31 protein-coding genes are annotated in these 26,128 nt (G+C 37.2%); 10 read left to right on the top strand and 21 right to left on the bottom strand.

The window, feature by feature from the left end; translation table 11 throughout:
• Positions 1–2: 2 nt before the first annotated feature.
• Together nagA and LRP83_RS03460 are read right to left on the bottom strand one after the other, a co-directional pair.
• Positions 3–1,187, bottom strand: a complete 1,185-nt coding sequence (gene nagA / locus LRP83_RS03465) for an N-acetylglucosamine-6-phosphate deacetylase (RefSeq protein WP_230495274.1) — start codon at positions 1,185–1,187, stop codon at positions 3–5.
• 254 nt (positions 1,188–1,441) lie between these two features.
• Complete coding sequence (locus LRP83_RS03460) at positions 1,442–1,939, bottom strand: DinB family protein (RefSeq protein WP_230495273.1); 498 nt, start codon at positions 1,937–1,939, stop codon at positions 1,442–1,444.
• Positions 1,940–2,235: 296 nt separating this feature from the next.
• Between LRP83_RS03460 and LRP83_RS03455 the strand changes: the two genes are divergently transcribed.
• Positions 2,236–3,072, top strand: a complete 837-nt coding sequence (locus LRP83_RS03455) for an RMD1 family protein (RefSeq protein WP_230495272.1) — start codon at positions 2,236–2,238, stop codon at positions 3,070–3,072.
• Between the two features lie 99 nt (positions 3,073–3,171).
• On the opposite strand, the gene LRP83_RS03450 is transcribed toward LRP83_RS03455, so the two are convergent.
• The 3 genes from LRP83_RS03450 to LRP83_RS03440 all read right to left on the bottom strand — a co-directional run bounded on the left by LRP83_RS03450 (position 3,172) and on the right by LRP83_RS03440 (position 4,530).
• Positions 3,172–3,570: an MmcQ/YjbR family DNA-binding protein gene (locus LRP83_RS03450; protein ID WP_230495271.1), complete on the bottom strand. Its 399-nt coding sequence runs from the start codon at positions 3,568–3,570 to the stop codon at positions 3,172–3,174.
• Between the two features lie 33 nt (positions 3,571–3,603).
• Positions 3,604–4,164, bottom strand: a complete 561-nt coding sequence (locus tag LRP83_RS03445) for a DUF1697 domain-containing protein (RefSeq protein ID WP_230495270.1) — start codon at positions 4,162–4,164, stop codon at positions 3,604–3,606.
• 192 nt (positions 4,165–4,356) lie between these two features.
• Positions 4,357–4,530 carry an asparagine synthase gene (locus tag LRP83_RS03440; protein ID WP_230495269.1) on the bottom strand — a complete coding sequence of 58 codons (174 nt, stop codon included), beginning with the start codon at positions 4,528–4,530 and terminating at the stop codon, positions 4,357–4,359.
• 175 nt (positions 4,531–4,705) lie between these two features.
• Here LRP83_RS03440 and LRP83_RS03435 point away from each other — a divergent pair, with 175 nt between their 5' ends.
• Entirely contained in the window at positions 4,706–5,128 is a 423-nt protein-coding gene (locus tag LRP83_RS03435) for a pyridoxamine 5'-phosphate oxidase family protein (RefSeq protein WP_230495268.1), read from the top strand.
• Between the two features lie 90 nt (positions 5,129–5,218).
• Here LRP83_RS03435 and LRP83_RS03430 read toward each other — a convergent pair whose 3' ends face one another.
• Together LRP83_RS03430 and LRP83_RS03425 are read right to left on the bottom strand one after the other, a co-directional pair.
• Entirely contained in the window at positions 5,219–5,872 is a 654-nt protein-coding gene (locus LRP83_RS03430) for a response regulator transcription factor (protein ID WP_230495267.1), read from the bottom strand.
• On the bottom strand, positions 5,847–7,058 hold the full coding sequence (locus LRP83_RS03425; protein ID WP_230495266.1) for a sensor histidine kinase: 1,212 nt from the start codon (positions 7,056–7,058) through the stop codon (positions 5,847–5,849). The genes LRP83_RS03430 and LRP83_RS03425 overlap by 26 nt, the downstream gene beginning before the upstream one ends.
• A gap of 187 nt (positions 7,059–7,245) precedes the next feature.
• Between LRP83_RS03425 and LRP83_RS03420 the strand changes: the two genes are divergently transcribed.
• Both LRP83_RS03420 and LRP83_RS03415 read left to right on the top strand, forming a co-directional pair.
• The gene (locus LRP83_RS03420) at positions 7,246–8,022 is read left to right on the top strand and encodes a CPBP family intramembrane glutamic endopeptidase (protein ID WP_230495265.1); all 777 of its coding nucleotides are present in this window, start codon (positions 7,246–7,248) and stop codon (positions 8,020–8,022) included.
• 79 nt (positions 8,023–8,101) lie between these two features.
• Positions 8,102–8,953, top strand: coding sequence for a metallophosphoesterase (locus LRP83_RS03415; protein WP_230495264.1), 852 nt, complete (start codon positions 8,102–8,104; stop codon positions 8,951–8,953).
• 39 nt (positions 8,954–8,992) lie between these two features.
• Here the strand turns inward: LRP83_RS03415 and LRP83_RS03410 are convergent, their stop codons facing one another.
• Positions 8,993–9,538, bottom strand: coding sequence for a YkoP family protein (locus LRP83_RS03410; RefSeq protein ID WP_230495263.1), 546 nt, complete (start codon positions 9,536–9,538; stop codon positions 8,993–8,995).
• A 179-nt stretch (positions 9,539–9,717) separates the two neighbouring features.
• Here LRP83_RS03410 and LRP83_RS03405 point away from each other — a divergent pair, with 179 nt between their 5' ends.
• Complete coding sequence (locus tag LRP83_RS03405) at positions 9,718–9,972, top strand: hypothetical protein (protein ID WP_230495262.1); 255 nt, start codon at positions 9,718–9,720, stop codon at positions 9,970–9,972.
• A 42-nt stretch (positions 9,973–10,014) separates the two neighbouring features.
• Here LRP83_RS03405 and LRP83_RS03400 read toward each other — a convergent pair whose 3' ends face one another.
• From LRP83_RS03400 to LRP83_RS03390, 3 genes are all read right to left on the bottom strand, one after another.
• Complete coding sequence (locus LRP83_RS03400; protein ID WP_230495261.1) at positions 10,015–11,643, bottom strand: serine hydrolase domain-containing protein; 1,629 nt, start codon at positions 11,641–11,643, stop codon at positions 10,015–10,017.
• Positions 11,644–11,679: 36 nt separating this feature from the next.
• Positions 11,680–12,087 carry a VOC family protein gene (locus LRP83_RS03395; protein ID WP_230495337.1) on the bottom strand — a complete coding sequence of 136 codons (408 nt, stop codon included), beginning with the start codon at positions 12,085–12,087 and terminating at the stop codon, positions 11,680–11,682.
• 170 nt (positions 12,088–12,257) lie between these two features.
• Positions 12,258–12,602, bottom strand: coding sequence for a lmo0954 family membrane protein (locus tag LRP83_RS03390; protein ID WP_230495260.1), 345 nt, complete (start codon positions 12,600–12,602; stop codon positions 12,258–12,260).
• Positions 12,603–12,877: 275 nt separating this feature from the next.
• On the opposite strand from LRP83_RS03390, the gene LRP83_RS03385 reads away from it, so the two are divergent.
• Both LRP83_RS03385 and LRP83_RS03380 read left to right on the top strand, forming a co-directional pair.
• Positions 12,878–13,396, top strand: coding sequence for a PH domain-containing protein (locus tag LRP83_RS03385; protein WP_230495259.1), 519 nt, complete (start codon positions 12,878–12,880; stop codon positions 13,394–13,396).
• Positions 13,393–14,829: a PH domain-containing protein gene (locus tag LRP83_RS03380; RefSeq protein WP_230495258.1), complete on the top strand. Its 1,437-nt coding sequence runs from the start codon at positions 13,393–13,395 to the stop codon at positions 14,827–14,829. The genes LRP83_RS03385 and LRP83_RS03380 overlap by 4 nt, the downstream gene beginning before the upstream one ends.
• 72 nt (positions 14,830–14,901) lie before the next feature.
• On the opposite strand, the gene LRP83_RS03375 is transcribed toward LRP83_RS03380, so the two are convergent.
• The 6 genes from LRP83_RS03375 to LRP83_RS03350 all read right to left on the bottom strand — a co-directional run bounded on the left by LRP83_RS03375 (position 14,902) and on the right by LRP83_RS03350 (position 18,714).
• Positions 14,902–15,426, bottom strand: coding sequence for a DinB family protein (locus LRP83_RS03375; RefSeq protein ID WP_230495257.1), 525 nt, complete (start codon positions 15,424–15,426; stop codon positions 14,902–14,904).
• 159 nt (positions 15,427–15,585) lie between these two features.
• Positions 15,586–16,089, bottom strand: coding sequence for a DinB family protein (locus LRP83_RS03370; RefSeq protein WP_230495256.1), 504 nt, complete (start codon positions 16,087–16,089; stop codon positions 15,586–15,588).
• Positions 16,090–16,178: 89 nt separating this feature from the next.
• Positions 16,179–16,508: an XdhC family protein gene (locus LRP83_RS03365; protein WP_230495255.1), complete on the bottom strand. Its 330-nt coding sequence runs from the start codon at positions 16,506–16,508 to the stop codon at positions 16,179–16,181.
• Positions 16,501–17,313, bottom strand: a complete 813-nt coding sequence (locus LRP83_RS03360) for an XdhC family protein (RefSeq protein WP_230495254.1) — start codon at positions 17,311–17,313, stop codon at positions 16,501–16,503. Before LRP83_RS03360 ends, LRP83_RS03365 begins: the two co-directional genes overlap by 8 nt.
• On the bottom strand, positions 17,314–17,913 hold the full coding sequence (locus LRP83_RS03355) for a nucleotidyltransferase family protein (RefSeq protein WP_230495253.1): 600 nt from the start codon (positions 17,911–17,913) through the stop codon (positions 17,314–17,316).
• Positions 17,914–18,051: 138 nt separating this feature from the next.
• Positions 18,052–18,714, bottom strand: a complete 663-nt coding sequence (locus tag LRP83_RS03350) for a TerC family protein (RefSeq protein ID WP_230495252.1) — start codon at positions 18,712–18,714, stop codon at positions 18,052–18,054.
• A gap of 217 nt (positions 18,715–18,931) precedes the next feature.
• Between LRP83_RS03350 and LRP83_RS03345 the strand changes: the two genes are divergently transcribed.
• The gene (locus LRP83_RS03345; RefSeq protein ID WP_230495251.1) at positions 18,932–19,576 is read left to right on the top strand and encodes a nuclease-related domain-containing protein; all 645 of its coding nucleotides are present in this window, start codon (positions 18,932–18,934) and stop codon (positions 19,574–19,576) included.
• A 144-nt stretch (positions 19,577–19,720) separates the two neighbouring features.
• Here LRP83_RS03345 and LRP83_RS03340 read toward each other — a convergent pair whose 3' ends face one another.
• Positions 19,721–20,206, bottom strand: a complete 486-nt coding sequence (locus LRP83_RS03340; protein ID WP_230495250.1) for a DinB family protein — start codon at positions 20,204–20,206, stop codon at positions 19,721–19,723.
• Positions 20,207–20,411: 205 nt separating this feature from the next.
• Here LRP83_RS03340 and LRP83_RS03335 point away from each other — a divergent pair, with 205 nt between their 5' ends.
• The gene (locus tag LRP83_RS03335; protein ID WP_230495249.1) at positions 20,412–21,632 is read left to right on the top strand and encodes an MFS transporter; all 1,221 of its coding nucleotides are present in this window, start codon (positions 20,412–20,414) and stop codon (positions 21,630–21,632) included.
• Complete coding sequence (locus tag LRP83_RS03330) at positions 21,626–22,588, top strand: D-2-hydroxyacid dehydrogenase (RefSeq protein ID WP_230495336.1); 963 nt, start codon at positions 21,626–21,628, stop codon at positions 22,586–22,588. The genes LRP83_RS03335 and LRP83_RS03330 overlap by 7 nt, the downstream gene beginning before the upstream one ends.
• A gap of 281 nt (positions 22,589–22,869) precedes the next feature.
• Here the strand turns inward: LRP83_RS03330 and LRP83_RS03325 are convergent, their stop codons facing one another.
• The 3 genes from LRP83_RS03325 to LRP83_RS03315 all read right to left on the bottom strand — a co-directional run bounded on the left by LRP83_RS03325 (position 22,870) and on the right by LRP83_RS03315 (position 25,892).
• Positions 22,870–23,187 (bottom strand): hypothetical protein, encoded by a 318-nt coding sequence (locus tag LRP83_RS03325; RefSeq protein ID WP_230495248.1) that lies wholly within the window; start codon positions 23,185–23,187, stop codon positions 22,870–22,872.
• Complete coding sequence (locus LRP83_RS03320; protein ID WP_230495247.1) at positions 23,184–24,284, bottom strand: D-alanyl-D-alanine carboxypeptidase family protein; 1,101 nt, start codon at positions 24,282–24,284, stop codon at positions 23,184–23,186. The genes LRP83_RS03325 and LRP83_RS03320 overlap by 4 nt, the downstream gene beginning before the upstream one ends.
• A 144-nt stretch (positions 24,285–24,428) precedes the next feature.
• Complete coding sequence (locus LRP83_RS03315; protein ID WP_230495246.1) at positions 24,429–25,892, bottom strand: protein adenylyltransferase SelO; 1,464 nt, start codon at positions 25,890–25,892, stop codon at positions 24,429–24,431.
• Positions 25,893–26,128: the final 236 nt, after the last annotated feature.

Here is a 26,128-nt window from a genome sequence, read left to right as displayed (position 1 = left end):
CATTAGACCCCTTCCTGTTTATATGCTAATTTCCCTCTACAAAAAGTCATAATCACTTCATGCTCTTTTCCTAATACAACTAAATCTGCATCTTTCCCTTTACGAATGCTCCCTTTGCGATCTAGTATTTTTAACTGTTTAGCCGGGTTATAGGATGTCATTTTGATTATGTCCTGAAGACTGCAATCCTTGACATAAGCTAACATATTTTTCATTGCATGACTTAGTTTTAGAACACTTCCAGCTAGTGTTCCATTTGCTAATTCAGCTCTGCCTTCCTTTACAATCACCGTCTGTCCACCTAAGTCATAGTAACCATTCTTTAAGCATTTTGCTCGAATTGAATCGGTTATTAAGATAAGTTTTTCACTTGTCTTATTGTTAAAAGCGAGGTTGACCATTTCCGGACAAACATGGATCCCATCGACAATTAATTCCGCATATAGCTCATGTAAAAGTAAGGAAGCGCCTACTACCCCTGGTTCCCTGTGATGAAGTCCTCTCATCTGATTAAATAAATGAGTAACCTGTGTGGCTCCAGCCAAAATGGCTTCTTTAACTTCAGTATATGTTGCATTTGAATGCCCGATGGAAACAATGACACCACTGTCTTTTAAATAACGAACAAGCTCCACTCCACCGTCTTGTTCCGGTGCCATTGTTACTTGCTTAATACTTCCTTCGGCTTGTTGCTGCCATTTTTCAAAAAGGGATATATTTGGGGATAAGATGTAATTTACCGGCTGTGCTCCTGCCATTTTCGGATTAATAAATGGTCCTTCTAGATGAACACCTAAAATCTCAGACTGACCACTATTTTGATATCCATTTATATATTTAGCGACATTCCGTAAAGCTTTAGAAATCTCTTCATCCGATTGTGTTATCGTTGTCGCTAAAAAACTCGTTGTGCCTTCTTGTGGCAAAGATTGAGACATCGTTTCTAATGCCTCGATTTCTCCATCCATCACATCATGGCCAGCAGTCCCATGAATATGAAGGTCTATCATCCCTGGGATGACCGTCTTTCCTTGCAAATCAATTATATTCTCGTTTACGGTTACTGCATATTCACTCATCTTACCAATATCTATAATTTTCGAATTTGTTATTCTGATAAATCCATTAGGAATATGTTTATTTTCCTCGAAGATACTCCCATTAATTAAGACAGTAGAGTGCCTCATCGTATCCCTCCATTTTACATACTCCATTATACTTTTAGCTCTAAATAATAAATATTCATTTTTCAAAAACTAACTAAGGAACAATATTACTCTGTAATACCGTTTACAAATACTTAAACCGCCTCATCTTTCTGATTGCAAGAATCTCTTGAGGCGGCTCATGAACTTCATGCGGACCAGAAACTCACCAAAAAAGGCGGAGATGTGCTCCCGAAAACATGCAATCAGTATTATTTTTTCTTTTCAAAGAACCATCAGCCGATTATTCTGTTATTCTGCCTAACCAAAAGATTTCTACCAATTAAGTTTGCCGTAATAGGTTTTTTGCCAAGTTCCCGTGCCCAAACCGATAGTTGACCAATATGATGGATTTCGTGAGCAAGGGTATGACACATTACCTCGCCCCATGTTAGTGTTTCACCCGTCCAATCCGCATTGGTTTCCTGAAGAACGTTGGTCTCCATACTGTCATCCCAATTCCGAATAAATTCTTCAACTTCCTGATGAAATTGAGTATCTAACTCTCGGACCTTCGCTAAAGTGCTATACTCCTCAAACTTCTCTTGGAAATCAGGTTTTCCTTGTAGAATGCGTATCCAGCTCCATTCAACATCAATAATATGAAAAAGAGTATGGAGGATTCCACCAACTCCCCCTGTTCGTTTTTGAAGAAGCTCCTCCTCTGTCAACTCTTCACACCATTGATACCATTCATCTCTTACCATCCAATTATAATGAAATAAAGTTTTCATGTTTTCCTCCAGTAAATTGAATTATTGATAGCCATTATCTTTTAAAGTCCGCTTTCTACCTCTTTTACACCGATGATGGGACTATATCTTCTATTTTACAAAAATTCTAATAATTTTGATATTTAAATCACTTCAATTTTCAAATCTAGTATGGGACAAATGAACGAAATTGTCCCCAACTGAAGCATACACCACATATTTGTAATCATTATTTCATATTTTTATATAAACACTGCCCTTCAATTGTAAAAAAACACTTCGACCCAACTACTAAAATCGCTGAAAAGAGAGTGAAAATGATGAAGGCAATGACCTTTAAAGCATTTGCCATTACACATGAAATTGATTTGAACAAAATTGCCATTCATTGTGGTATCCCAAAGAAATTCACGTGGGAACAACCGCTAATTCTACGTGGTGGAATTTTAAATTCTATCCTAAAGAAAAATATGGACGAGACACAAATGGTGCTGGTTTTTTCTTTTGGTAGCGTCGTCTTTATTAATCTATCGAGTTCTAAGGAAATAAGGGATTTTTTCCTTTACATACAATCCTTCGAACCAGACCTAGATATCCAAAGCGCCTACAAATACACAGACGATTACAGTCTTCATATCAAGGAAACAGAAAGTCTAGAGTTGACCGACGAATATGTAGTCGTACCCGTCTATGAAGTTTTTTATCCTGAATTGATTTCCACAGTTCTAGCAAAATCGGTAGCACTCGAAAAAACAGAGGAACAACTCGGAAAAATCCACGACACGCTTGAAAATATGATTGATAGACTAGAAAAGGGGAAATTAAGAATCGGTAATAAGGAATTAGCACGGACTACAGCGAAAATCGTTCGTCACGAATATAACACTCTTGCCTATATTATGATTTTAGACAAACCTGATATTACTTGGAGCAGCAGCACTGCTAATGAATTTTATGATAAAATGCTTGAGTTCTTTGAATTAAATGACCGGTATAAAATTTTGAAAAGTAAGACGGATATTCTATATAACATCATGGATGGATTTTCTACCATCAGTCATTCTATTCGTGGGCTATTCGTTGAATGGATTATTGTGAGTCTTATATTATTTGAGATTGTACTAACGCTATTAGGAATTGCTGGATGGATTTGATACTGAAGAATTGTTGAGTATTATTTTTGAAATGGGTAATTAGATTTAAAAAACACCGATTTCTGCGGAAATTGGTGTTTAGTAAGTCAGTTATCTAATTTATTCTGGATTTTCCATACTTCGAAAGGCTGCAACAATCTTTTTAGGAGCCGTTTGCAAATAGGCTTCTTTTATTAATCCTTCAATCTCCTTCCAATCCAATGACTTACCTATATGTAAGGAGGTCCAACCGTGTTGGCCAATATAGGGAGTTTTAAAAAACCGATCCTGCTGATTTAATAGAAAGGATTGAGTTGTTTTTAATGTTTTAATCGCTAAAGAAGCTAGTCCCTTTTCACTTTCTCCTATGATAACAAAAGGCTTATCCTTAATCCGAAAGGAAGTATGACCAAATTTATCGATTTGCTCCTCAACTTCTGGAAAAGGGTTCGAAATCTCTCTTACTTGGAAAATGATATCCTGTCCTAATTCAGATTTTATATGTTGATTATGTATCATTTTTAACATACCTCTTTTTTGTCAAAATAAGTATTAACCTTGCATCTCATTTACTAAAGAAACTAGCTTGTTGACTGTTTTCCAATTCCTTACCGTCACGGGAACATCTAACTTTTGTAGGTTATTAGCAAGCTTGGATTTCAGAATGCTATGAGGAAATAATAGATACATATCCCTGTCCACTATTTTATATTCCTCGGTTTCACTTTTGTAAGCTTCTATCCTTTTAATAGCTTCCTCGGATGGCTCTTGAAGTAAAAACGAAACGTATAAACTTTCTCCTTCAGCTGTAGCTTCCGCTGCAGCAATCTCATCTTGAGAGAACGGACAATTTTCAGCAACCTTTTTCAACTCTTGGGACGTTCTTAAGATGACTTTAATAGAAAATCCAAATGTAACCTCTATTTCCTTTTCAAGTTTCTGACGAATAGCCTCTTCTTCTTGATTCGACTCGAACAAAACATTCCCACTTTGAATATATGTTTTAACTCTACTCATACCAATCGCCTCGAACATACTCTTCAAATCAGCCATCTTGATCTTATTTTTTCCACCGACATTAATACCACGTAGCAGTGCAATAAAGGTTGTCATCTAATTTTATTCCCTCATTTCATTTGTAAAACGATTAATGACATAAGTATACATACTTTACATCCTTGCCACCATTAAAAAGAAATAGTCACCTTACCTAATGAGTAAAGGTGACGACTATTGATTTAGCCCTATAAATATTAAAAAAAGAAGGAGGGCATCCTCTATCAATGCCCAACCCTCTCCTCATTACTAACGACGATGCTCAATTAGGTCAATTACACCCAGGACGACGTGTGCTAATCCAAAACCAAAAACGGTATTTGCAATCATTTTATTTGATCCACGCTTTTGTTTCAAGGCATACCCCGTAGCGGTAACGGCTGATCCTAATGCGGTTGGAATTAGTCCTTCACGAATATTCATAGCAAATCCCCCTACATCGAAGTTAGTTGGTGTCAATCCACCGTTATTATTGTCACCAACGCCCATTCATTTATCCAAGTCGATTATCGACAGGTGATTCGTACATTTTCTTCGGATTAATAAATAAAAAAAGTGGAAAGATACTACTATCTTTCAATTAAAAAGGAGCAAATCAATGAGCCAACAAGACTTAAAAAGCCAGGTTATGAAAATTATCTCTGACCATAAAATCGGGGTACTTTCCACGGTTGAAAATAATAAGCCTCATTCTCGCTATATGACGTTTTATCATGAAGACTTAACATTATTTACACCTACGAAAATGGATACAGAGAAAACAGAAGAAATAAAGAAGAACCCTTATGTATCTGTTCTTTTAGGTTATGAGGAAAAAGGACAAAGCGACGCATATGTTGAAGTATTTGGATCATCTTCAATAAATGATTCACAGGATTTGAAAATGAAATACTGGGACGAAGCGTTTAATCAGTGGTTTCAAGGTCCTGAGGATCCGAACTATGTGTTTCTTCAAATTCAACCCGAAACTGTGCGATTATTAAACCTTAATGGTGAAAAGCCCCAAGAGCTTAATTTATAATACTTATAATAAACAGGCACCAGGTAGTGGACACTATGATTACAGACTACAAGTGGTGCCTGTGTAAATAAGGTAATAGATTTCATACACTTATGGATTAATAATCCCTTCCTCTTTAGCCTTAAACACTGCTTTATGTCTTCCCGTAACTTCTAATTTCGAATAAATATTCGAGATATAATTCTTCACAGTTCCCTCTGTTAAATAAAGTTTTCGGGCAATTTCACGATTTGTTGAACCATTAGAAAGTTCTTCTAATACTTCAATCTCTCTTTCCGTGAGACGGAAGTTATTTTTTTTAGCTACTTCTTTCACGGGCTCCACTGGATTAATCCATTGTGTAATTAACTGCTTCGCAATTTCCTGTGTAATTAGGGTTCCACCATGATGAACTAGTCTAATTCCTGCAGCCAAATCTTTCGGATGGATAGCTTTTAATAAATACCCTTCTGCCCCAGCGGCCAACGCATCCCTTACATAATCTAATTCCTCAAAGGTCGTTAATATCATTACTTTTACTTGTGGAAATTCTTTCTTTATCTGAGCTGTTGCCTCTACTCCATTCATAAGTGGCATGTGAATGTCCATGAGAACAATGTCAGGGGAAAGCTGTTTTGTTAACTCTATAGCCGTTTGCCCGTGTTCTGCTACACCTACGATTTCAAAATCTGTTTCCCCTCCCAATACGATGGAAAGACTTGCACGAATCAATTCCTGGTCATCCACTATTAATACTTTTATCATCTTGAACCAACTCTCCTCTTAAACGATCTATTCTTACTGGTAAAAAACATGTCACAACCGTTCCTTCATTTTCTTTCGATTCAATTTTCAGGCTACCTTGAAGTGATTCCAGTCGCTCCTTCATGCCGTTAAGTCCAAATCCGAATTTTATGTCACTCATACCTATGCCATTATCCTTAATTGTGAGGTTCATATAAGCCGCTTCTTCTTTCAGAATGATTATGATTGAAGTGGCTTGCCCATGTCGGACGGCATTCGTTAAGGATTCCTGAAGAATTCGGTTTAGAGTGTGAATCCCATGAGGTGATAGATTCTTCTCTTGTGGGCCAATCTGCTGAAAATCGATGTCAATTTTTGTATGTAAAGCAAATTCAGTAGCGATTTTTTTCAGTTGTGATGATAAGTCTTCACGTTCTCCACTTGGCGAAATTTGGTGTATATGACTTCTGATTTCTCCTAGAGATTTTCTCATTACATTACTTAACAGCTCAACTTGTTCCTTTGCTTTATCGGGTACAGTTCCAATTAGGTATGATGAGGCATCTAGCCCCATAATGACAGAGGTGTACGTATGTCCTATGGTGTCATGGAGGTCTCTCGCAAGTCGATTTCTCTCCTCTAATAATGTGATTTTTTCAATTTGCTTCGCATACTCTTCTAAAAGCTGATTTTGCCTTCGGTTTTCGTCCAGTAACGTTTGCGTTTTCTTCTCTGCTTCTAGTACCTTTGCAACCGCTATTCCTATTCCAAAAAAGAAGAGCCCATCAATAACCCCCATGCCAAGCTGGCTTAATCCAACAGCAAGCACAGCAAAAAATGGAACAATCGAAAATCCAGCCCAAAGAAACCATCTTTTCTTCCCTGGCTGACTATAAATACCTGCACATAAAGCAGGATATGCCAAGAAAGACGAGTACTCCCCTGAAAAGTAGCATCCAACAATCAAAAACAACCCGCTAAAAATCAATTCAAGTAACGGATAGTTTTTAACGCCAAAACTATCCACCTTTATTCCAGACCACTGTGGAATCAGAAAGGCTGCAAAGAATAACGGCATCAACAACCAGAAGAAGGACTCGGAGGCAAGAACTAAAAATATGACTAATAAATGGAACACAAACCAGCCTATTCTCGTTATTTGTGCCAATTTAAATACCCAATGGGTTTCTTTTTGTATCGGTAGCATACAGAGCTCCTTTAATAAAATTATTTACTCCTACAAATATTCCACATACTTTTCTTCTTTTCCTCTTCCTCAAAAAAATGAAGTCATAAAAGTCATATGACCCCCTTATGACGAAGTTCACTTTTGGATGTGACCTCCTAAGTTCCATAATGAAGATACAAATTGAAACAAAAAAGGAGAAATGAAAATGAAGAATTTTTTATATAATCATAGTTTGATTTTATTTCTAGTTGTAATGCTTGGTAGAGGCTTTATCGGAATGTTTGCTGTAAAAGGCATTCAATTTTTTGATCCATCCCTTAACATTCAAGAGGATTTAGGTTGGTTCATTATGTTAATCTATGCAACTTGCGCTTTCTTAGCTGTTAAATGGGTGAAAATTGATAAGGAAATTGGTTTGAAGATGCCGTCGTCTTCTAAAGCATGGATCGTTTGGTTGCCATTCCTAATAATTCCACTGACATTGGCTTATGTTCTTGGCTTTAATTCCACTTGGGGGCATGTTCCGTTCCTACTAATTGCCGCCGTATGTGTGGCAGTCAATGAGGAAATTTTATTTAGAGGCATTTTATTACGAGCTATCTTACCATTCGGAAACGCTGTAGCGATTATCGTTCCTTCGCTTTTGTTTGGAGCTGCTCATCTTGGTAATATTTTTGTAGGTGGAGATGTCACATATGCTCTTTTTCAATTCGGTTGGGTTACTTTCGGAGGGATGGCACTAACGGCTATGGTTTTAGCAAATAAAAGCTTACTGCCAGCCATTGTTTTCCATTTTGTATTAGATGCCGTTGAGTATGCAGCAACAGGAGAATATGGTGTTCATTCTAGTGACTATTCACTAAAATTATTAAGCGTATTTTTCCTACTTAACGTAGCGTTTTTCCTTTATGCGCTTTTCTTGTTAAAAAAATCAAAGACAAACAGTCAGCAGGTAACTGATGCATTCATTAATGCAAGGTAGGTAATACTTATCCCTATTCCAATAATTACCGCAAAAAAAATACCTTTCACCCTGTATAATCAAACTTGGGGGTGACAGGATGATGGTATTTTTAATTGCCGTATTAGTTCTTTTCCTATATTGGACTTTCAATAAAGCACATAAAAACACGAAAGATATCGTGATCAATAAGATTTATGTAGAGCAAGACGGGGTTCAAGGCTCTCAGCAATCTTTAAATATTTTGCATTTATCCGATTTACACCTTGAGAATATCTCAATTTCACCGGAAGAGTTATTTGATAGATTAAAAGAGGAAGAGATTGAATTAGTTGCATTAACTGGTGACTTCCTTGATCGCACACGCACAATCCCTAAACTTGGTCCTTATCTTAAAGCCATCCAGCAATTAAATGCCAAATATGGAGTGTACGCGGTTTTAGGTAATCATGATTATAAGCTGAACGAGGATAGCTTAAATCGTTTAATTTCTACTCTTAAAGAACATGGCTGTACGGTTCTTCAAAATGAAAACACATCAATAGTCGTTGATGGGAAAATCCTCAATATTATTGGAATTGATGACAATCACACACACCGCAGTGATGTGGCTGCTTCCTATTCAGGTATACAGCAGAAAGGAACAAACCTAGTGTTAACCCACGATCCTAATATTGTTCTTAAAATGAAAAACTATCATTTCGAATATTTGCTATCTGGTCATTTTCATGGAGGACAAATTTGTTATCCAAAGGCCTATCACTTAATTAAGATGGGAAAATTAATTCGAATGAATATGGTTAAAGGCCTACACAAGCATGAGGGCAAACTTTTCTATATTAACGAAGGGCTTGGCCAAACCGGTATTAATATTCGCGTTGGTAGCCGACCTGAAATTACATTGCATCAATTTCCTATTTCTGCAGCGGTAAACAAAGCAGCAGCGATATAACCAAAAGACTGCTAACAGACTGTTAACAGTCTTTTTTCTTTATTGAGTCCCATAAAGCTGGCTTAATTTATTTTTTGACATAAATAAATACTTGGGAGCTGGTTGCTTCATAATGGAGAAATGCTTCTTAGATACCATCATGATCGGCAGACAAGTTGACCATTTCAGCCATCTATACACTGGAAGAGGAATAGCAATGGTATCGAAACCAATCCGCTGACTTCCTGAGCATAGTGAAGTAATGCCAATAATCCCCTTTATTTCATCGAAATTCTTATGCTGTCGAATGTACTCTTCAACCCCAGGCAAGGACCTTTGAACTTCCTTAATTATCCTCTTTACCTTTTGAATTTCGTTCGAAATATCCTTTAATTCCTTTAGAAGCCTCACATTGTGAAAATGAATTTTCACTAACAAATCGTTTTTCTTGATATTGGTACCGTCAGAAAGGATAACTTCCCGTCCTTTATAGCGATTCAGTCGGATCCGAAAAATATTCGTCGGGTCCGCTAAATATTCGAGACGAGTACATCTAAAATAAAGAGGATCAATGAAAGTACCAAGTTGTAATAGAATTCGCCTCATCGTATTCATCCTTTAATTAGTCTTCACACTAATATTGTCTTCCTTTTGCATAGAATTATTATGGTGAAAATTAGGATGTTCAAACAGGCAGCAGGTTACTGATGCATTAATAAATGCTAGGTAGGTAATACTTTGTCTAAAGCAAATTCGTATATTTTACATTAGAAGGAGCTTATTTTATGGAGTATATTAGTTTTTTCATCTCTGTCGGGATTGCCATTTACTTATTCGTCGTTGCTCCTAAGTTTGGTAAGAGCAGATGGCTTTGGGCCATTATGGGGTTTATTTTTGGATTAATTGCTCTTGGGATTTTTTTTATAAAAACAAACCGAAAAGTCCTTGGATGGATTCTTGTTATCCTTTCAATTATCTTTTACGTTTTTGTCTTTTTGGTTGCAATTGCTTTATTTTCCTTTGTCGGAGCAAATATTTAGAAAAAAGGTCGTACAGTCTTTGCTGTACGACTTTTTTAGGCATTACTCGTTAATATTTTTTACCCATTTGGCTGAAAGTGCAGAAGAAATAAAATTTATTTTATTTAATTCATCTTTGGAAATCGTGAATGTTACGACAGATTCATACTCTATTGAGTAACAAATGTACGTATCTTTATTCTGTCTACATTCAATACTTATTGGACCAATTCCACTTGAGAACCCAAGGTAATGTATTTGATTATTTTTCCAAAAAAAGAGTAGGCTGATGTCTTCCTCTTCAAAGCTTAAAAGGATTCGTACTTCAATGGTTTCAGGAATAATCGTAGAAGGCATACTTCCCATTAATTTAAAACTTTTGAAATTTGTCTTTTTAGATAAGTAATTTTCGATAAAAGATCTTCTTCCTTGAAAAACTTGTTGATCTTCCATATTTGTTTCGAGCGATAAATAGTCGCCATTCATCATGTCTTTTGTTATTTCAAGAGATAATTTTGTTATAACATCCGTTTCTTCTACTGATCCAAGAAATAATTGTATAGCATCTTGATCGTAGGTTTCTAAAGTCATGCTATCGTCTTTTGAATTAATCGTAAAATAGCCACCTGTATTTAGTCGGTAAAGAAAACTTCCTGCCTTGATACTTGCATGTTCATTTTTTTCACCGATTACTTTTGGTGGAATCACTATGTCTTGACCAAATAGAATCTTACTTAATTTATCAGAAACCACTTTTGCCATTTGGTTACTGATTCCTGAGAATTGGTTGCAAAGTACGATGACGACGACATCTTTTTCAACATATCTTCGAAAGTGTGCGCATGTTCCATAGGAACTAGCTCCTCCATGTTCATGTACCGTTCCTTGTGCAGTGTTGAGTACCCTCCAGCCATATGCATAATCCTTTAAAAAAGGAGTAAACAATTTTCGTTTGGCTACTTTTGATAGGATGCTTTCCCCTCGTAAAGCACGATGCCATTTATATAAATCTTCTGATGTTGATAGCATCCCACCATTCCCCATCAGGTTCCAATATGGATAATTTTTTTCTGTTGGTTTCCCACAATCCTCGTTATTTACATAGCCATTGGCTATTCTGTCAGCCTCAAAGCTTGGAAGGCTATAGCCTGTATCTTGCATATTTGCTGGTAGGAACAAATTTCTATAAATGAAATCCTCATAAGATTGCCCAGATACTCTTTCTATAATGGCTGCTAACAGTGAATAACCATCATTACTATAAGAAAATTGATTAGACTCGTAAGAATCCGATGAAAAAATTCTATCAAGTGCCATTTCTTTTGTTACCATCTCATAATCATCTGAACTACTATCATGGATTCCCGAGGTATGGGTTAATAGTTGATGTAAGGTGATGGATTTCTTTTCATCAGGAACACCTTCAAAATAAAGATTAATGGTATCCTCTGTGGTTAATTTCCCTTCCATTTCTAGTTTTAGGATACCAGCAGCTGTAAATTGTTTTGTGAGCGATCCAATATCATGGTAGGTACATGTCGTATTTTGAATTTTATTTCTTCTATTGGCTAAGCCATATCCAGCTGAATGGATGATTTTTTCTTCGGAGGCGATTAAGACAGTTCCTGTAAAACCAAATGGAGTAATTTGGGTTAAATAATCGCTAATTTTTTCTTCTATAAAAGGTAACATGATCGGCAACATCACTTTCATTATAAAATTTTCAATCTATACCCCTCTATTATCCCTAAGCTCAATAATAGTACCTTCAGGGGCAACCATTTTGCATAGATTCCCATTTTCAACTCGATAAATTTCATGTCCATTCTTTAACTTATATTCATAACCTAGTTGCTTTATGAACTGAACCTCCGCCGCTAAATCCTCTACCCATAAGCAAAGGTGAGCGATTCCTTCCATATTTGTACTACTTACAGTATCAAGATTCTCACCAGCTTTTCCAGTTTGAAGTTCAATATAAAAATCACCTAATTTTAGCCAAGAGTTATAATCTCTAGTATGAAATTGGGGTGATTCTTGAACTAGTTCAAAACCAAGTGCTTTTATATAAAAATCCAATGATTTCTGATAGTTGTTTGTTTGAATACAGATGTGGTGAACAAATTTTTTTGACAACATTAATTCCTCCTGTTTTCTATCAAAGCAAATTTTGGGTTTGTATTCCTATCATGCCTCTTTAATAATTTGTTTACCTCCTGTCTAACTTCGATATGAATACTAATATTCCTTCTACTTGAACTCACAATATAAAAATAAGAGCCTCCATAAAAGGAGGGCTCTTATTTTTATGATTTCAATTCATTCCACTGTTTTTCAAAGTTCATAAATGGATCATTGTCTTTTTTGCTACTAGTAAGTTTTGAATTATTCCATTTTTTATAAACAAGATATAAAACATAGGCAGCTGCTACGCCGATAAGCGCTGGTACATGTTGGATCGTTGACATGAAGAGAATAAACCCGATAATCCCAAAGCCTATCTTCCCACCAGTTGACTTCGTTTTTAAAAATTGTCTAATAATAAAATATAGTAACGCTACACTGATAAGCAACCCTATCATTGGACCAATTGTATTAAGCAAAACGATGGCTGCAATTCCACCAACTACTAATAAACCAAATTTTTTCATTGTTTTTTCCTCCCTCGTTATCTTAATTTCATCTTACCGTTTTTCTTCATTTTATATAATTGAGCCTGAGCTTTATTTTTATATCAGACTTAAGGCTTAGTTGAGAGCTGATAAGACTTTTTTAAAGACATACTAACCTCCTCAGTTAGACAACTGGTATCAACTAAATGTCTTTAGTCAGGCTTCTTTTGACATATGCTATACGATGATACTGTATTATAGATAGGTGAAACTATTAGAGTTCCAAAACCGTATAGGATAATGAGGTGAAATGAGTGTACTTAAATATTGAAGAACCAACTGAAAGAATATCGACTGATGCGGTGAAAGTATGGAGAATTTCAAATTCGTTAGGTCACCTGTTAGCATTAATCATAATCGCTATTTTAGGCTTTTTTTCAAATATGTTTGGATGGTTTGATTGGATTAACATCGTTCTATATATAATTGGAGGACTAGCTATCTTATCCGCCGTTTTCTCGATTGTGATTGAACCCATTTACCTCCAACGCACGTGGCGGTACCAAATTGATCAACAATTCGTTCAGTTAAAGCACGGGAAATGGCAGGTAAAGCATACGTTAATACCGATGGAAAAAGTAGAATATGTCCGTTCAGAGCAAGGTCCGCTTATGCGAATGTTTAACCTTTACAAAATCGAGATTGGCACGACCACTTCTAATCATGTCATTCCCGGTATTCCTTCAGAAGAGGCAAAGCTACTAAAAGCTCAAATCGCTACGTATGCCAAAATACAGGATTCAGACTTGGTGGAAGGAGAAACTGGCGCATGACCGACGATTTAAAAAAGTATCATCCTGCCATAATAATTGTTGATTTAGTATCTTTTGTTAAAGGCATCTTATGGCCGTTTCTCTTTTTATTTGTGATCAAAGCATCTTCCACAGCGATTTGGGTGACTTGGGGACGTTATATCCTTTTCATTATTACGATTTGGTCTATTTGTTCATTTATTTTAAAATGGTACTTTTACCGATATGAAATTGTCGGGGATTCCATTGTTGTACACGAGGGTGTATTCGTAAAAAAACAACGCACGGTTGCCCTAGACAGAATTCATAACCAAAAATCAAACACGACCTTCGTTCACAAATGGTTTGGGCTAACCTCCCTCACACTTGAAACGGGAACTAGTGGTGAAAATGCCACTTTTCATTTTCCAGTCATAACAGAAGTAGAGAAGGAGCGAATCCTTCTTCATTTGGAACAAAAACAAGATACTTTTGAGGATGTTGCTGGAGAGGTTATAGAGAAATCACCTGAACGTACGATTCATTTTCGTTCTACTAAAAAAGACTTAATAAAGGCATCCTTTACCTCGTTTAGCTTTTTGGCCATCTTTCCCATATTAACGGCCATGTACTTCAATTTAGATGATTTTTTTCAAATTGAAAAAACAGCCAAAAATGCACTAGACTATTTACTAGGTAATGACTGGATGTTAATAGTGATCTTAGTTATAGCACTAGCCTTATCAGTCTTAATTGGCTTTATTCAAACCTCGATAAAGTATGGGAATTATGTCATTAGTGATGACATGGAGAGAATTTATATTGATAAAGGCGTCGGTAAATTTGTCAGTTTTTCGATTCAAAAGCATAAGGTACAAGGGGTTATCGTCGAACAAACTATTCTTAAACGTTTGCTAGGATTAGCTTCCATCAAATTAATTAGTGCAGGTGGCTCTAAGGAAGAGGATGAGGAAATTAGTTCTCTATATCCCTTTATGCCAAAGCAAGAGGCGTATCGTGTTTTACAAACGATACTTCCAAATTATTTAATTGAAGAAGAAATGAAACGGTTTCCGATTAAAGTTCTTTGGCTTAAGCTCCTTCATCCGTATTATGTAACGATTTTGGTGATAATCGGATTAATGATTTTTAAAAAGGAGTGGCTGTGGGTAGCTGCCATCGTCTTAGGACTATCTGCCATTTTTCGTATCCTAGACTACTGGTTCACCAGCTATATTCGGCATGGAAATACAGTCCAAATTAGAAAAGGTGGATTAACGAATGAAACCTTCGTCACCCACCGCGAACGTATTCAGCAAATTACCGTCAAACATTCTTGGCTGCAACGAAAATTTGGCGTTGCTACCCTTAAATTTACTAATAAGAGTAAACCGCTACATGTGAGTGAATTATATGGTGTTTCCAAGGAGGAAGCTAGTAGCTTCTATACTTGGTACAACACTCCCACTAAATAAGACTAGTGTGAAGTAATTAAAAGGAGAGATTAGCCATCTTATTTTGGTTAATCTCTCCTCTTTTAATATAATTTATTTTTTCAAAATTCGTAAATATGCTTTCCAAGGTCCAACATCTTCATGATAGCGATTGGCCATGATTCTTGTGATTTGGGCGATGTGGCTGAGGTCATGGGCCGTCCAGGTGGACAGCTGTTCGCTTAGCTTAACAACGCCAAAGTCTGGATGGATTCCTGTTAGGTCTAAATTTGTTTGATTCGTCACGAATATTTTTAATTTTTCAAGGTTTTGTTGACGCAATTCTGCAAACTCACTTAGTAACTGATTGATTGTTATCTCTTTATTTTGACGGAGTTGACTAAAACGATCGAATGGTGGGAAGATTTCGGATTCCCCTTTCGTTAAAATTATCTCGATTCTCGGAATCCAGTTATACTTTTCAGCCTCAATGAGATGTCCGACCACGTCGAAAGGGCTCCAAGTGGATTCACCTTCAGTGGAATAGATCCATTCATTCGATAACCCTGTTAGTAAACTACTTAAGGTTTGAGGTGTGCGTTCGAGTATTTCAATGGCTTCTTCAATTTTAAAATTCAATTCGATCAACTCCTATTCTCTTAAAATAGTACATGAATATTTTACCATATCTTACAAACTCGTATTCCTTCACTTGATATAGCACATATAAAAGCCCCCTTCGTACTTGAACTTCAAGTGAAAGGGTCTTTTTAGAATCTGGAACTAAAAAATACCGAATTACAAGGCTGGTGCATCCATCCCTATTAAACCCCATTCTTCTCTCGCAGGTCCATAAACTCCTGGAACCTTCAATCCAGCTTGACGCATAAGTATAGTCATTTGACCACGATGATGAATGATATGCTTGATGAGAAGAGAAAGTGTGACTGCTTTTGGCATGTCCATTCCGAACGCATTTACCATTTCAGTTAAGGAATGATCTGTCCATTGCTGTTTAACGGCATCACTTGTGTCTGCGCTAACTCTTCGAAAGATTTCAGCAATCTCCCGTGCTGAGGCTGGTACGTTGTTTGAGTCTTGCACCGCTTCAACATTAATCCCAAATTCATTTAGCATTTCAGGTGTACTTGTCACAACATGCCAAGCAATGGCACCTAAAGTGCGACCCTCTTGCGAAACCTTTTGTCCAAGAGAACTATCTGATAAAGCGTCTAAAACCTTTTGTGTTGAGGCAGCTTCGTTATTCCATTCATCATTAAATTCTTGGATAGACGTATACATGCGTTTATTCCTCCATTTTTTTATTTGTACTTTGACATTATTAACGGAGGGTAATTTTTTCATACTAAGGATGTTAAGTTACTTGCCACTTACTCCTTATTAACAGTTAATGGTTCAATAAACACCTCAAAAATCCCTCCACAAATCCCACCATCTTCGTAAAATAGACCCTTTGTAAGATCGACTGTATGTTTACAGGGTATTCCTGTGTCAATTACATCAAACGCCCTTTCGATGACTTCCCCTTCTCCACAGCCTCCACCGATGGTTCCGATGATTTTTCCATCCCTCATAATAATCATTTTAGAACCGAGATTTCTTGGGACCGATCCTTTTTTAACAATAATGGTCGCAAGGGCTGCAGGTTCTTTCCTTTCTTTTAAAAAAATAGCTTGTTCCAAGATTTCAAGTTCATTCACTTTTCCCACCCCGAAAACCTAATTTTGCTAGATGGCGAGTTTCCTGACTTAATGAATCTCCAGATTTGTTATTTTTCACCATTAACATTTCAGCAAATATACTAACCGCGATTTCAGCTGGTGATTCTGCCCCAATATCCAGGCCAACGGGCGTGTAGATGGAATCAAATGCAGTAGCTGGAAACTCTTGTTTCAGTTGTTCGAAAACCCCGGCAATTCTCCTTCTGCTCCCAATCATCCCAATATAAGCGGGTGTTTCCATACGCTTTAACAATTCTTGAAGACTCATCACATCAAATTGATGACCTCTTGTTAGAAGTAATATCCATGTATGATTGGTAAGGGGGCATTTTTGAAAATAATCCAGATACCCTGCACAAATGACTTCATCGGCCAAAGGAAATCGTTCTTTCCTAGCAAACTCAGACCGATCATCAACAACCGTAATATAGTAGCCAAGTAAGGAAGCCATTTGAACAACAGGCTCACACACATGCCCTCCCCCAGCAATAATAAGTTGTGGTCGAGGGAGATATATTTCAACAAAGCACTCTACTTCCTGTTCATTTATCATAGAACGAATACATTTGGTTTTTTGCTTTTGAATAAGTGATAAGTACAAATCTTTAAAACTTGCATAAATGATTTCAAGTTCAGGTTCATTATTAAAATGGCCATCCTCCCAAACCAAGAACTTCTTTCCAATAAACATTGGGTCAAAATGGGAGGTAATCGTAACTAAAGCCGTCGCCTTTTGCTTGGCTAACGCCGTTTTCATGTTTTGCAGCAAGTTGGGGCAAAGCATTTATTTAGTTCCCCCTTTCGAGATACCTTCCTTGTAATCTTTTTTATTATTAAAATTAAATAACACTGAGTAGTCCTCCACGACTAGTTCACTAATCTCATCTTTTCTTTTTTGTAAAATTGCCTTTAATCCGTATGTTTCTTCGTTTATTTGCATGATTTCTTCACGTAGCTTTGTCGAAAATAGGATGGGGTGGCCCCGTCTTTTATTGTAAACAGGGATGATAATGTTACTATTTGTTAGACGGAACTCATTTATCATGGCATTAAGGAGGAAATAGCTAACTGGTTGATCGACTGATGAAAGGATGAAGCAATCGGCATCTTTATGGATAGCGAGAACCCCTTGTTTAATCGATTCTGTTTTTCCCTTTTCATAATTCTCGTTCTGGACTATATAGGCAGATGATTCCTCTACATAAGGAAGAAGTTTGTTAGATTCGTAACCTAATACAATAATGATTTGGTCTATCATGGAGCGCTCTAATTGTGTTAGCTGGAATTGAAGTAATGTCGTATCCTCCCAAGGTAAAAGCGCTTTTAAGCTACCCATTCTAGTTGATTTACCCGCAGCTAACAGCAAACCTGCGCATTTAACCATTATCGACCCTCCATTTCGTACTTCTCTTTTATCCAAATATATGGACAATCTATTCGCCACATGTCATTTTTAGTTAAATATATTCCATAAAAACAAAAAATCCCACACTCATTAAAGGGCGGGATTTTGATTTCTTTTCTATGCAGTTCTATGATTGTTCCCAGCAAACTTACCAATAATCACTACAATAACAGCAAGCATTAGAGGGAACACGGTATGAATACTTGAATGAAGATGCTCAAAGAAGGGGCTAACCACTTTATCGCTTAACATCATTTCCCCTGCTGTAAAACCTAACAAAGCAGCCCCTAATATGATTATAATTGGGAACTTTTCCATAATAATCATCAATAGTTGGCTTCCCCAGATAATAAACGGAATACTAACAGCTAGTCCAATTAAGATAAGTAGCATGTTTCCATCCGCTACCCCTGCTACTGCAACAACATTATCTAAACTCATAATGAGATCTGCAAAGATAATCGTCCTGATGGCCCCCATTAAATTAGAACTGCCCTCAATATTTTCTTCATCTTCACCTTTTAATAATTTTATAGCTATCCACAATAGTAATAATCCGCCAATAAAATTAAGAAAAGGAATCGTTAATAAATAAACAGCTACAAATGTAAGCGCGACTCGTAACGCAATTGCCCCGAAGCTACCTAAAAAAACAGCTTTCTTTCGATACTTTACATCTAAATTTCGACACGCAAGGGCAATGACAACCGCGTTATCTCCACTTAGCACAATATTGATAAGAATAATTTTGAATAATACAATTAAAAACTCATTTTCCAACGAACGAATCCCCCTCAAACTACTACAAGAATATGAACAATCTATCTTTATTACTGCTTGTCCCTAATTATAAACTAATATATTCAAAGTAAGATTCTCCTTTGAAAAAAAAAATAAGGGAGGCTTGTAAAATGTTAACAGAATATTCACATCTCTTCAATGGAATCTTTGAAATTTTTTATAAAATAAACGTAGTGATTAAGGAAGGAAGTGTCATATGTTACTAAAAGGTCGTACTGAATCGGAAGAATTATTGAAGCTCCGCTATTTAAACATGCGAATGGAGTTAACTGAAAAGGAAAAATTTAAGTATACAAACCTTGAAAAGGGCTATGAGGGGGAGAAAAAGTTTGACTTACTAGCAGAAAGGCTTCAAGAAGACAGGTATCTCATAAATGATTTACTGCTTGAAGTAAACAACTCATATTCTCAAATTGATAGTTTTATAATTTCACAGGGAGTCATCCACCTTTTAGATATAAAAAATTATTATGGTGATTGTTATATAGAAGCGGATAAACTTTATGCCGTCACAACTGGCCGTGAATATATGAATCCTATAACCCAGTTAAATAGAAGTGCAACTCTATTCCGCAAACTGCTTCAAAACCACAAGCTAAATTACCTTGTTGATCCCTACGTTATCTTTATCAATCCTGAATTCACCTTATATCAAGCCCCTATGAACCAACCAATTATATTACCAACTCAAGTAAATCGTTTTTTGAATGACATTAATAAAACACCCTCTAAATTGAATGATTACCACATGAAACTAGCCCAAAAAATCATTTCACTGCATCAAACCAAAAATCCATACGCGATATTCCCTTCGGACTTGTTTATGAATTTTGGAGCTTGACCTGTCCGAATAGGGCCTTCATTCGGACTTGTTTTAAGCTATTGGAGCACAACCTGTCCGAATGGGAACTGCATTCGGACACGATCATTTTTTTCTGCCATAATCTGTCCGAATGGAATCAAGTTACCTTTCGATCTATAGTTTCTACAGCCCTAACTCTGCTTTTATCTCCTCAATCTGTTCTAAATGACGCTTTTCATGCCAGCCGATGATTTCCACCCACTGCTTCAAATGAAAGGGACCAAACACCGGGTGTGGAATGGTGCGTTTTAGCATCTTTTCTTCATCAGCATCAACAATGAATGCTTCTAAGGCAGAACGTGACTTATGCAATTTCTCTTGTATGGTAGTCAAAGTCATAAATTCATCTGAGGGTGTTACATACGACGGTGCATCAAACTTAGAGGTGCGGTCGATTATTTGATTAATAGGCTTATCCTCTATAACTGCTTCCTCATCACTATTCATCAGCTTAGACATTTGGTGAACAATTAACCGCTCCAATAAGTAGAGATGCTCTAATACTTGCATAATACTCCACTTCCCCGTTGGTTTTTCGTTTAGCTGTGAGTCTGTTAAACCTATAACGCTTTTTAATACTTCTTCACGAACCTCTTTATTATGCTTCATCCTTCTCCGCCCTTTCCAACCTCTTTTTCTAAGGTATATAATGGTAGCTTATGTAAGGAAATTCTAGTTTAATTCATTTTATGCTCAATTGGTTAGACAATTCGAATTAATAAAAATCTTGCAAAAGTATTTATATTATCTGACAACAGGGGTATTATATATTTAGGGAATCGAAATTGTTTCAAAGAAAGAAGTGTTTTTACATATGGAACAAAACAAAGCTGCACGACGAAACTTAATGATAATGTGGTTTTCTAACTTTTTTGTTTCTGGGAGTATGACAATGGTTTTACCCTTTCTCTCCCTTTATATCGAGACGTTCGGCAACTTTTCAGAAAAGTATGTTCAACAATGGTCTGGCTGGACCTTTGGGATCACCTTTGTCACCGCCTTTCTCTTTTCTCCCATTTGGGGGCGAATCGGTGATCGATTTGGTAGGAAAAAAATCTTAATCTTTTCAGCATTTGGGATGGCCTTTTCCATTTTCATGATGGGGTTCGTCGAATCTGTCTGGCAATTATTTGTATTAAGATTGTTTATGGGGATATTTTCTGGGTTTATTTCGATGTCACAAGCTTTTATATCCACACAAACGCCAAAGGATATTGCGGGACGTGTACTTGGAACTCTTCAAACTGGCGGAATTACAGGATCATTAGTGGGGCCATTATTAGGTGGGGTTCTAGCGGATTCCTTTGGCTATTCGGCAACCTTTCAAGGAACATCAATTGCCATCTTTATATCAGCGATTCTCGTTATGCTCACAACAGAATATAAAATGTCAGATGGAAAAAAAGGAACAAAATCATCCTATACGAGTAAAGAGGTCCTTTCTCACATTACAAAGAATCCTCTTTTATTATCCGTATTACTTATTTCCACACTGATACAAATTGCTCATTTTAGCATTCAACCGATCTTGTCGTTGTATGTGAATGAAATCCATGGCCATGAAAATTTAGCCTTATATTCAGGTATTGCCTTTTCGGCGGCTGGTCTTGGCAATTTAATGATGGCTAGACAATGGGGGAAAATCGCTGATAAGATTGGTTATGTAAAAATTCTAATCATGCTTCTGTTTATGGCAGCAATCGTTTATTTGCCAGGTGGGTTTGTCACTAGCATTTGGCAGCTTGTGATCATTCGATTTTTGCTCGGCATTGCTATTGGAGGAATTGTCCCTGTACGTGTTGCTTATATTCGACAGGAAGCTCCGATATCTATGCAAGGGGAAGTTCTTGGCTACAATACGAGCCTTCGCTTTTTAGGAAATGTTATTGGACCCGTTATGGGTGGAATGGTTGCTGGTTACTTTGGTTTTTCAGCTGTATTTATCATTACTAGTCTATTATTGCTTATTAGCGGATTCCTTCTGTTTATTTCGATGCAACGGAGTCCGAAGTTGAATTTGGAGGGGAAATCATGAAAAAAAAGTTGATTATTACACAAGACTTAGATTCAACCTATAACGATATTTTGAAAGAAATCATCCCAGAATGGGAGATTTATATTGGAAAGGATCCTAGCATTTGGCTTGAGCATCTAAAGGATGCTGAGATTGTTGCTGGTTGGAAAAAAGAGATTAAAGAACATTGTCTAGAAGAATCTTCTCAGCTTAAATGGCTCCAAACATGGAGTGCTGGGGTAAATAACCTACCTCTTTCTGAATTAGAATCTAGAAACATTCAACTAACAAGCGCAAACGGAGTACATGCCTATCCAATCTCTGAAACGATCTTTGGACTTATGCTGGCTCTAACTCGAAAAATCCATACATATGTTAAAAATCAACAATCTAAAAAATGGCATCATGCTAATATGAACCTCGAAATGCATGAAAAAACAGTTGGCATTATTGGGGTTGGGGCGATTGGTAAAGAAACCGCCAAAATCGCTAAAGCATTCGGAATGAAGGTGCTGGGGGTCCGTCACTCTGGAATTCAAGAAGATTATGTTGATGAAATGTACAAGCAAGAACAGCTTAACGAGATTCTCCCCCTTTGTGATTATGTGGTCATTACACTGCCACTTACAAAAGAGACATACCGCTTATTGGGTGCAGAACAATTAAAACTAATGAAATCTTCAGCTTTCTTAATTAATATTGGTCGTGGGGAAATTATAGATGAGTCAGCACTTGTTCAGGCACTTACTGAAAATGAAATTGCCGGTGCAGGACTTGATGTGTTTATAAAAGAGCCATTATCTGAGGATAGCCCTTTATGGGAGTTGGAAAACGTGATTATTACTCCTCATACATCTGGTTCAACTGAGCATTACAACAAACGAGTAATGGATGATATTTTCATCCCAAATCTGAAGAGCTATATAGATGATCAAAAAACGATAATTAATGTTGTTGATTTTGAAAAAGGATATTAATAATGTTTTACTCTTCTCTCTCTACATTGTGTAGGGAGTTTTTCAATTAAGAGATTCCATCATTTGTAATAGGTCATCCACCTATGAGGACAGAAATTTCTTAGTGACTCTTTTTCGACGTTTGGTATCAATCTGGGGATTGATGACCCTTTTTTAACTTTTTTGACCAAAAGGGTCATCAATCGTGCGATTGATGACCCTTTTCTTACTTTTTTGGCCAAAAGGGACATCTATCGTGCGATTGTTGACCCTTTTCTTACTTTCAAGACCAAAACGGTAACCTATCGTGCGATTGATGACCCTTTTCTTCTTTCAAGACTAAAACGGTAACCTATCGTGCAATTGATGACCCTTTTCTTACTTTCAAGACCAAAACAGTAACCTATCGTGCAATTGATGACCCTTTTCTTACTTTCAAGACCAAAACGGTAACCTATCGTGCGATTGATGACCCTTTTCTTACTTTCAAGACTAAAACGGTAACCTATCGTGCAATTGATGACCCTTTTCTTACTTTCAAGACCAAAACAGTAACCTATCGTGCGATTGATGACCCTTTTCTTACTCGCTTTTAGACCATCAGTCATCAATTTTTTCAATCACTACTACCAGCAACACCCGCCAATGACATTGCCGCAATTAGGGGCGCACTCCCTATTTTCACACCATTTTTCCAAACGGTGACTTCTCCATATTGTTTTCCTTTTTCAATATTAAAAAGGACTTCCTGAGGGAAAATGGTTTCTTTTATTCTAAAAGGTAGCTTGGAATCGATCTTTGACTTATAAGAAATCTCTGTTTTAGCAATTAGAGGAACAGAAGTACCATTAAGTTTAACAGTTGTGATTTCCTGCCCCTGCTTCACAGCTACTACATTCTTCATCAATGAAAAGGAGTAATTTGTCATAGCTGCAAGGTCCTTATACTGTTCTAGTTTGGAGGATTTCATCACAACACCAATAAGCGTGACGTCATTTTTCTTAACGATTTCTACTAATGAATTCCTAGCTGCGTCTGTATATCCTGTTTTCCCACCGATCACATGGGGCTTTGTAAAGTACTGCGCTCGATTGGTAAGCTTTACTGTCCTCAGAGATGTATGTACGGTTGCCACTTTTGTCCCCATTGTTTTAATAATTTCCGGGTATTTTTGAAGAGCCTCCCTAGTCAGCAAAGCCATATCATAGGTCGTAGTATAATGCTTCGGATGATGCAATCCGCTTGGGGTGACAAAATTCGTATCCTTCACGCCTATTTCTTTGGCTTTCTTATTCATAAGGGTACTAAACTTGGCTTCACTACCTGCTATATGTTCCGCTATCATGGTCGCCACATCATTACTGCTCATCACAAGCAATGCCTTCAAAGCATCCTCACGATTCATTTTCTCGCCTACTTTTAATAGAAAAATAGAATTGCTTACATCCTGTTTTACTGCTTGTTTACTGGCGGTCAGCATCGTACCCTTTTCAACTGAATCTAGCAAAAGCATAGCGGTGACAATTTTAGTCATACTGGCTGGATACCACTTAGTCCGAGCTTGTTTAGAATAGATTACTTCGCCCGTTTTAGCATCAATCACCGTTGCAAAATTCCCATAGACCTTTGGAAGCGGTGCAGATGCTTCTATCTTTGGAGCTTGGCCAACTAAGAAACATAGAATGATAAAATAACATATTAGTTTTTTTGAAAACATTAGAAACCTCCTTAAATAAACGAAATAATTCTTTCCTCGTATATTTATTCAGGATTTCCTTTTGTTTTCCTTTATTTAAGTGAAAAATCAAAACAAAAAAGTGCCAAACCCCTACTTTATTGAAGGGTTAGGCACTTTTTTATCTCATGTACCACAAAAAGTCCGATATGGTTGGTTTGACGGTTCTGGCAGTTTGCAATATTCTTCTTGATCAAGAGAATGCTCAAATGGCTTTGAAAGTACATCAAGAAGACGCTCCATTACACTAAAGTCTCCATCCACAGCCGCTTCTAGCGCTTCTTCTACTCGGTGGTTTCGAGGAATGACCGCCGGATTGCTGTTTCGCATCAATTCCTGCGAGGAGGCTTGCGTTTCTTCTTGCCTGCCTAGTCTCGCCTTCCACCGTTCATGCCACTCGGTAAATTCTGAATTTCCAAAAAGACTCGTGTCCTCGAGTTTTTCAAAGCTTAATGCACGGAAGGTATTTGTATAGTCCGCATGATATTTTTGCATCATACTGAGGAGGTCATCAACAAGTGCCCCATCCTCATCCTCTTCGTTAAATAACCCTAGCTTCGATCTCATTCCAGCTAGCCAATTAGATTTATATAGCTGCTCAAAATTTGAAAGTGCATCCTGTGCCATTTCAACTGCCTGCTCCTGATTTTCATGAATAAGTGGCAGCAAGGGTTCTGCAAGTCGCGCCAAATTCCATACTGCAATATATGGCTGATTACCATAGGCATAACGCCCTTCCTTGTCAATGGAACTGAAAACTGTTGCTGGGTCATATGTATCCATGAAGGCACACGGACCATAATCTATCGTTTCACCGCTAATCGTCATGTTGTCCGTGTTCATAACCCCATGAATAAAGCCAACCAGCTGCCATTTAGCAATTAGTTCGGCTTGACGTTTAATTACTGCTTGAAGAAGCGAAAGATACCGATTCTCATCCCCTTCGACTTCTGGGTAATGTCGCTTTATTGTATAGTCTGCGAGAATTTGGAGTTCCTCAAGCGTCCCCCATTTTGCAGCATATTGAAAGGTCCCAACACGAAGATGACTGGAAGCCACACGAGTTAGAATGGCACCGGGTAAATTCGTTTCACGGTTGACGATTTCACCCGTTGACACCACTGCTAAGCTACGTGTTGTAGGAATCCCAAGCGCATGCATCGCTTCACTAATAATGTATTCGCGCAGCATTGGTCCAAGTGCCGCTCGCCCATCCCCACCACGGGAGTACGGGGTTCTACCTGGTCCCTTTAGCTGAATATCAAAACGCTCACCTTGAGGCGTAATTTGTTCGCCAAGTAGCACTGCTCGGCCGTCCCCCAACATTGTAAAATGCCCAAATTGATGCCCCGCATAGGCTTGCGCTAGAGGTGAAGCACCTTCTGGAATTTGATTTCCAGCAAACACCGCAATTCCATTTTCTCTTTGCAGTGCTTGAACTTCTAACCCTAATGAAGTGGCCAGGGATTGATTAAGTATGATTAACTTTGGTGAACGTACCGGGGTTGGTTTTTGGCTTTTGAAAAATGTATTCGGCAATTGGGAGTAACTATTATCAAAATTCCAGCCAATTTCGTTACTTGTTGTCATCGTATCCCCCTTTTCTTTATTAATTTTTATACATTTTAGTGTCTGCTTTTGCTAATTTAATATACTTTAGCGGCTTACATCATTGTATCACCTCAATCCATTCACCAAAAGAAATAGCCACCCTACTCCTAAAGTTAAACAGTTCCGTTTTGAGGTAATTGGGATATCAGTTCCTAGGACGTTTATTAGTAACTAATGAAAAAATAAGCGGAGGTTTTTCGGTTAAACTGCCAAAT

It is taken from the genome of Pseudoneobacillus rhizosphaerae (assembly GCF_917563885.1).
Taxonomy (GTDB): Bacteria; Bacillota; Bacilli; order Bacillales; family Cytobacillaceae; genus Pseudoneobacillus; species Pseudoneobacillus rhizosphaerae.
This window is presented reverse-complemented; position numbering and strand designations above follow the sequence as displayed.

Coding starts and splice junctions, on each gene's coding strand:
- nagA (WP_230495274.1), bottom strand. CDS start 1,187: ATGAGGCACTCTACTGTCTTAATTAATGGGAGTATCTTCGAGGAAAAT.
- LRP83_RS03460 (WP_230495273.1), bottom strand. CDS start 1,939: ATGAAAACTTTATTTCATTATAATTGGATGGTAAGAGATGAATGGTAT.
- LRP83_RS03455 (WP_230495272.1), top strand. CDS start 2,236: ATGATGAAGGCAATGACCTTTAAAGCATTTGCCATTACACATGAAATT.
- LRP83_RS03450 (WP_230495271.1), bottom strand. CDS start 3,570: ATGATACATAATCAACATATAAAATCTGAATTAGGACAGGATATCATT.
- LRP83_RS03445 (WP_230495270.1), bottom strand. CDS start 4,164: ATGACAACCTTTATTGCACTGCTACGTGGTATTAATGTCGGTGGAAAA.
- LRP83_RS03440 (WP_230495269.1), bottom strand. CDS start 4,530: ATGAATATTCGTGAAGGACTAATTCCAACCGCATTAGGATCAGCCGTT.
- LRP83_RS03435 (WP_230495268.1), top strand. CDS start 4,706: ATGAGCCAACAAGACTTAAAAAGCCAGGTTATGAAAATTATCTCTGAC.
- LRP83_RS03430 (WP_230495267.1), bottom strand. CDS start 5,872: ATGATAAAAGTATTAATAGTGGATGACCAGGAATTGATTCGTGCAAGT.
- LRP83_RS03425 (WP_230495266.1), bottom strand. CDS start 7,058: ATGCTACCGATACAAAAAGAAACCCATTGGGTATTTAAATTGGCACAA.
- LRP83_RS03420 (WP_230495265.1), top strand. CDS start 7,246: ATGAAGAATTTTTTATATAATCATAGTTTGATTTTATTTCTAGTTGTA.
- LRP83_RS03415 (WP_230495264.1), top strand. CDS start 8,102: ATGATGGTATTTTTAATTGCCGTATTAGTTCTTTTCCTATATTGGACT.
- LRP83_RS03410 (WP_230495263.1), bottom strand. CDS start 9,538: ATGAGGCGAATTCTATTACAACTTGGTACTTTCATTGATCCTCTTTAT.
- LRP83_RS03405 (WP_230495262.1), top strand. CDS start 9,718: ATGGAGTATATTAGTTTTTTCATCTCTGTCGGGATTGCCATTTACTTA.
- LRP83_RS03400 (WP_230495261.1), bottom strand. CDS start 11,643: ATGTTACCTTTTATAGAAGAAAAAATTAGCGATTATTTAACCCAAATT.
- LRP83_RS03390 (WP_230495260.1), bottom strand. CDS start 12,602: ATGAAAAAATTTGGTTTATTAGTAGTTGGTGGAATTGCAGCCATCGTT.
- LRP83_RS03380 (WP_230495258.1), top strand. CDS start 13,393: ATGACCGACGATTTAAAAAAGTATCATCCTGCCATAATAATTGTTGAT.
- LRP83_RS03370 (WP_230495256.1), bottom strand. CDS start 16,089: ATGTATACGTCTATCCAAGAATTTAATGATGAATGGAATAACGAAGCT.
- LRP83_RS03360 (WP_230495254.1), bottom strand. CDS start 17,313: ATGCTTTGCCCCAACTTGCTGCAAAACATGAAAACGGCGTTAGCCAAG.
- LRP83_RS03355 (WP_230495253.1), bottom strand. CDS start 17,913: ATGGTTAAATGCGCAGGTTTGCTGTTAGCTGCGGGTAAATCAACTAGA.
- LRP83_RS03345 (WP_230495251.1), top strand. CDS start 18,932: ATGTTACTAAAAGGTCGTACTGAATCGGAAGAATTATTGAAGCTCCGC.
- LRP83_RS03340 (WP_230495250.1), bottom strand. CDS start 20,206: ATGAAGCATAATAAAGAGGTTCGTGAAGAAGTATTAAAAAGCGTTATA.
- LRP83_RS03335 (WP_230495249.1), top strand. CDS start 20,412: ATGGAACAAAACAAAGCTGCACGACGAAACTTAATGATAATGTGGTTT.
- LRP83_RS03320 (WP_230495247.1), bottom strand. CDS start 24,284: ATGTTTTCAAAAAAACTAATATGTTATTTTATCATTCTATGTTTCTTA.
- LRP83_RS03315 (WP_230495246.1), bottom strand. CDS start 25,892: ATGACAACAAGTAACGAAATTGGCTGGAATTTTGATAATAGTTACTCC.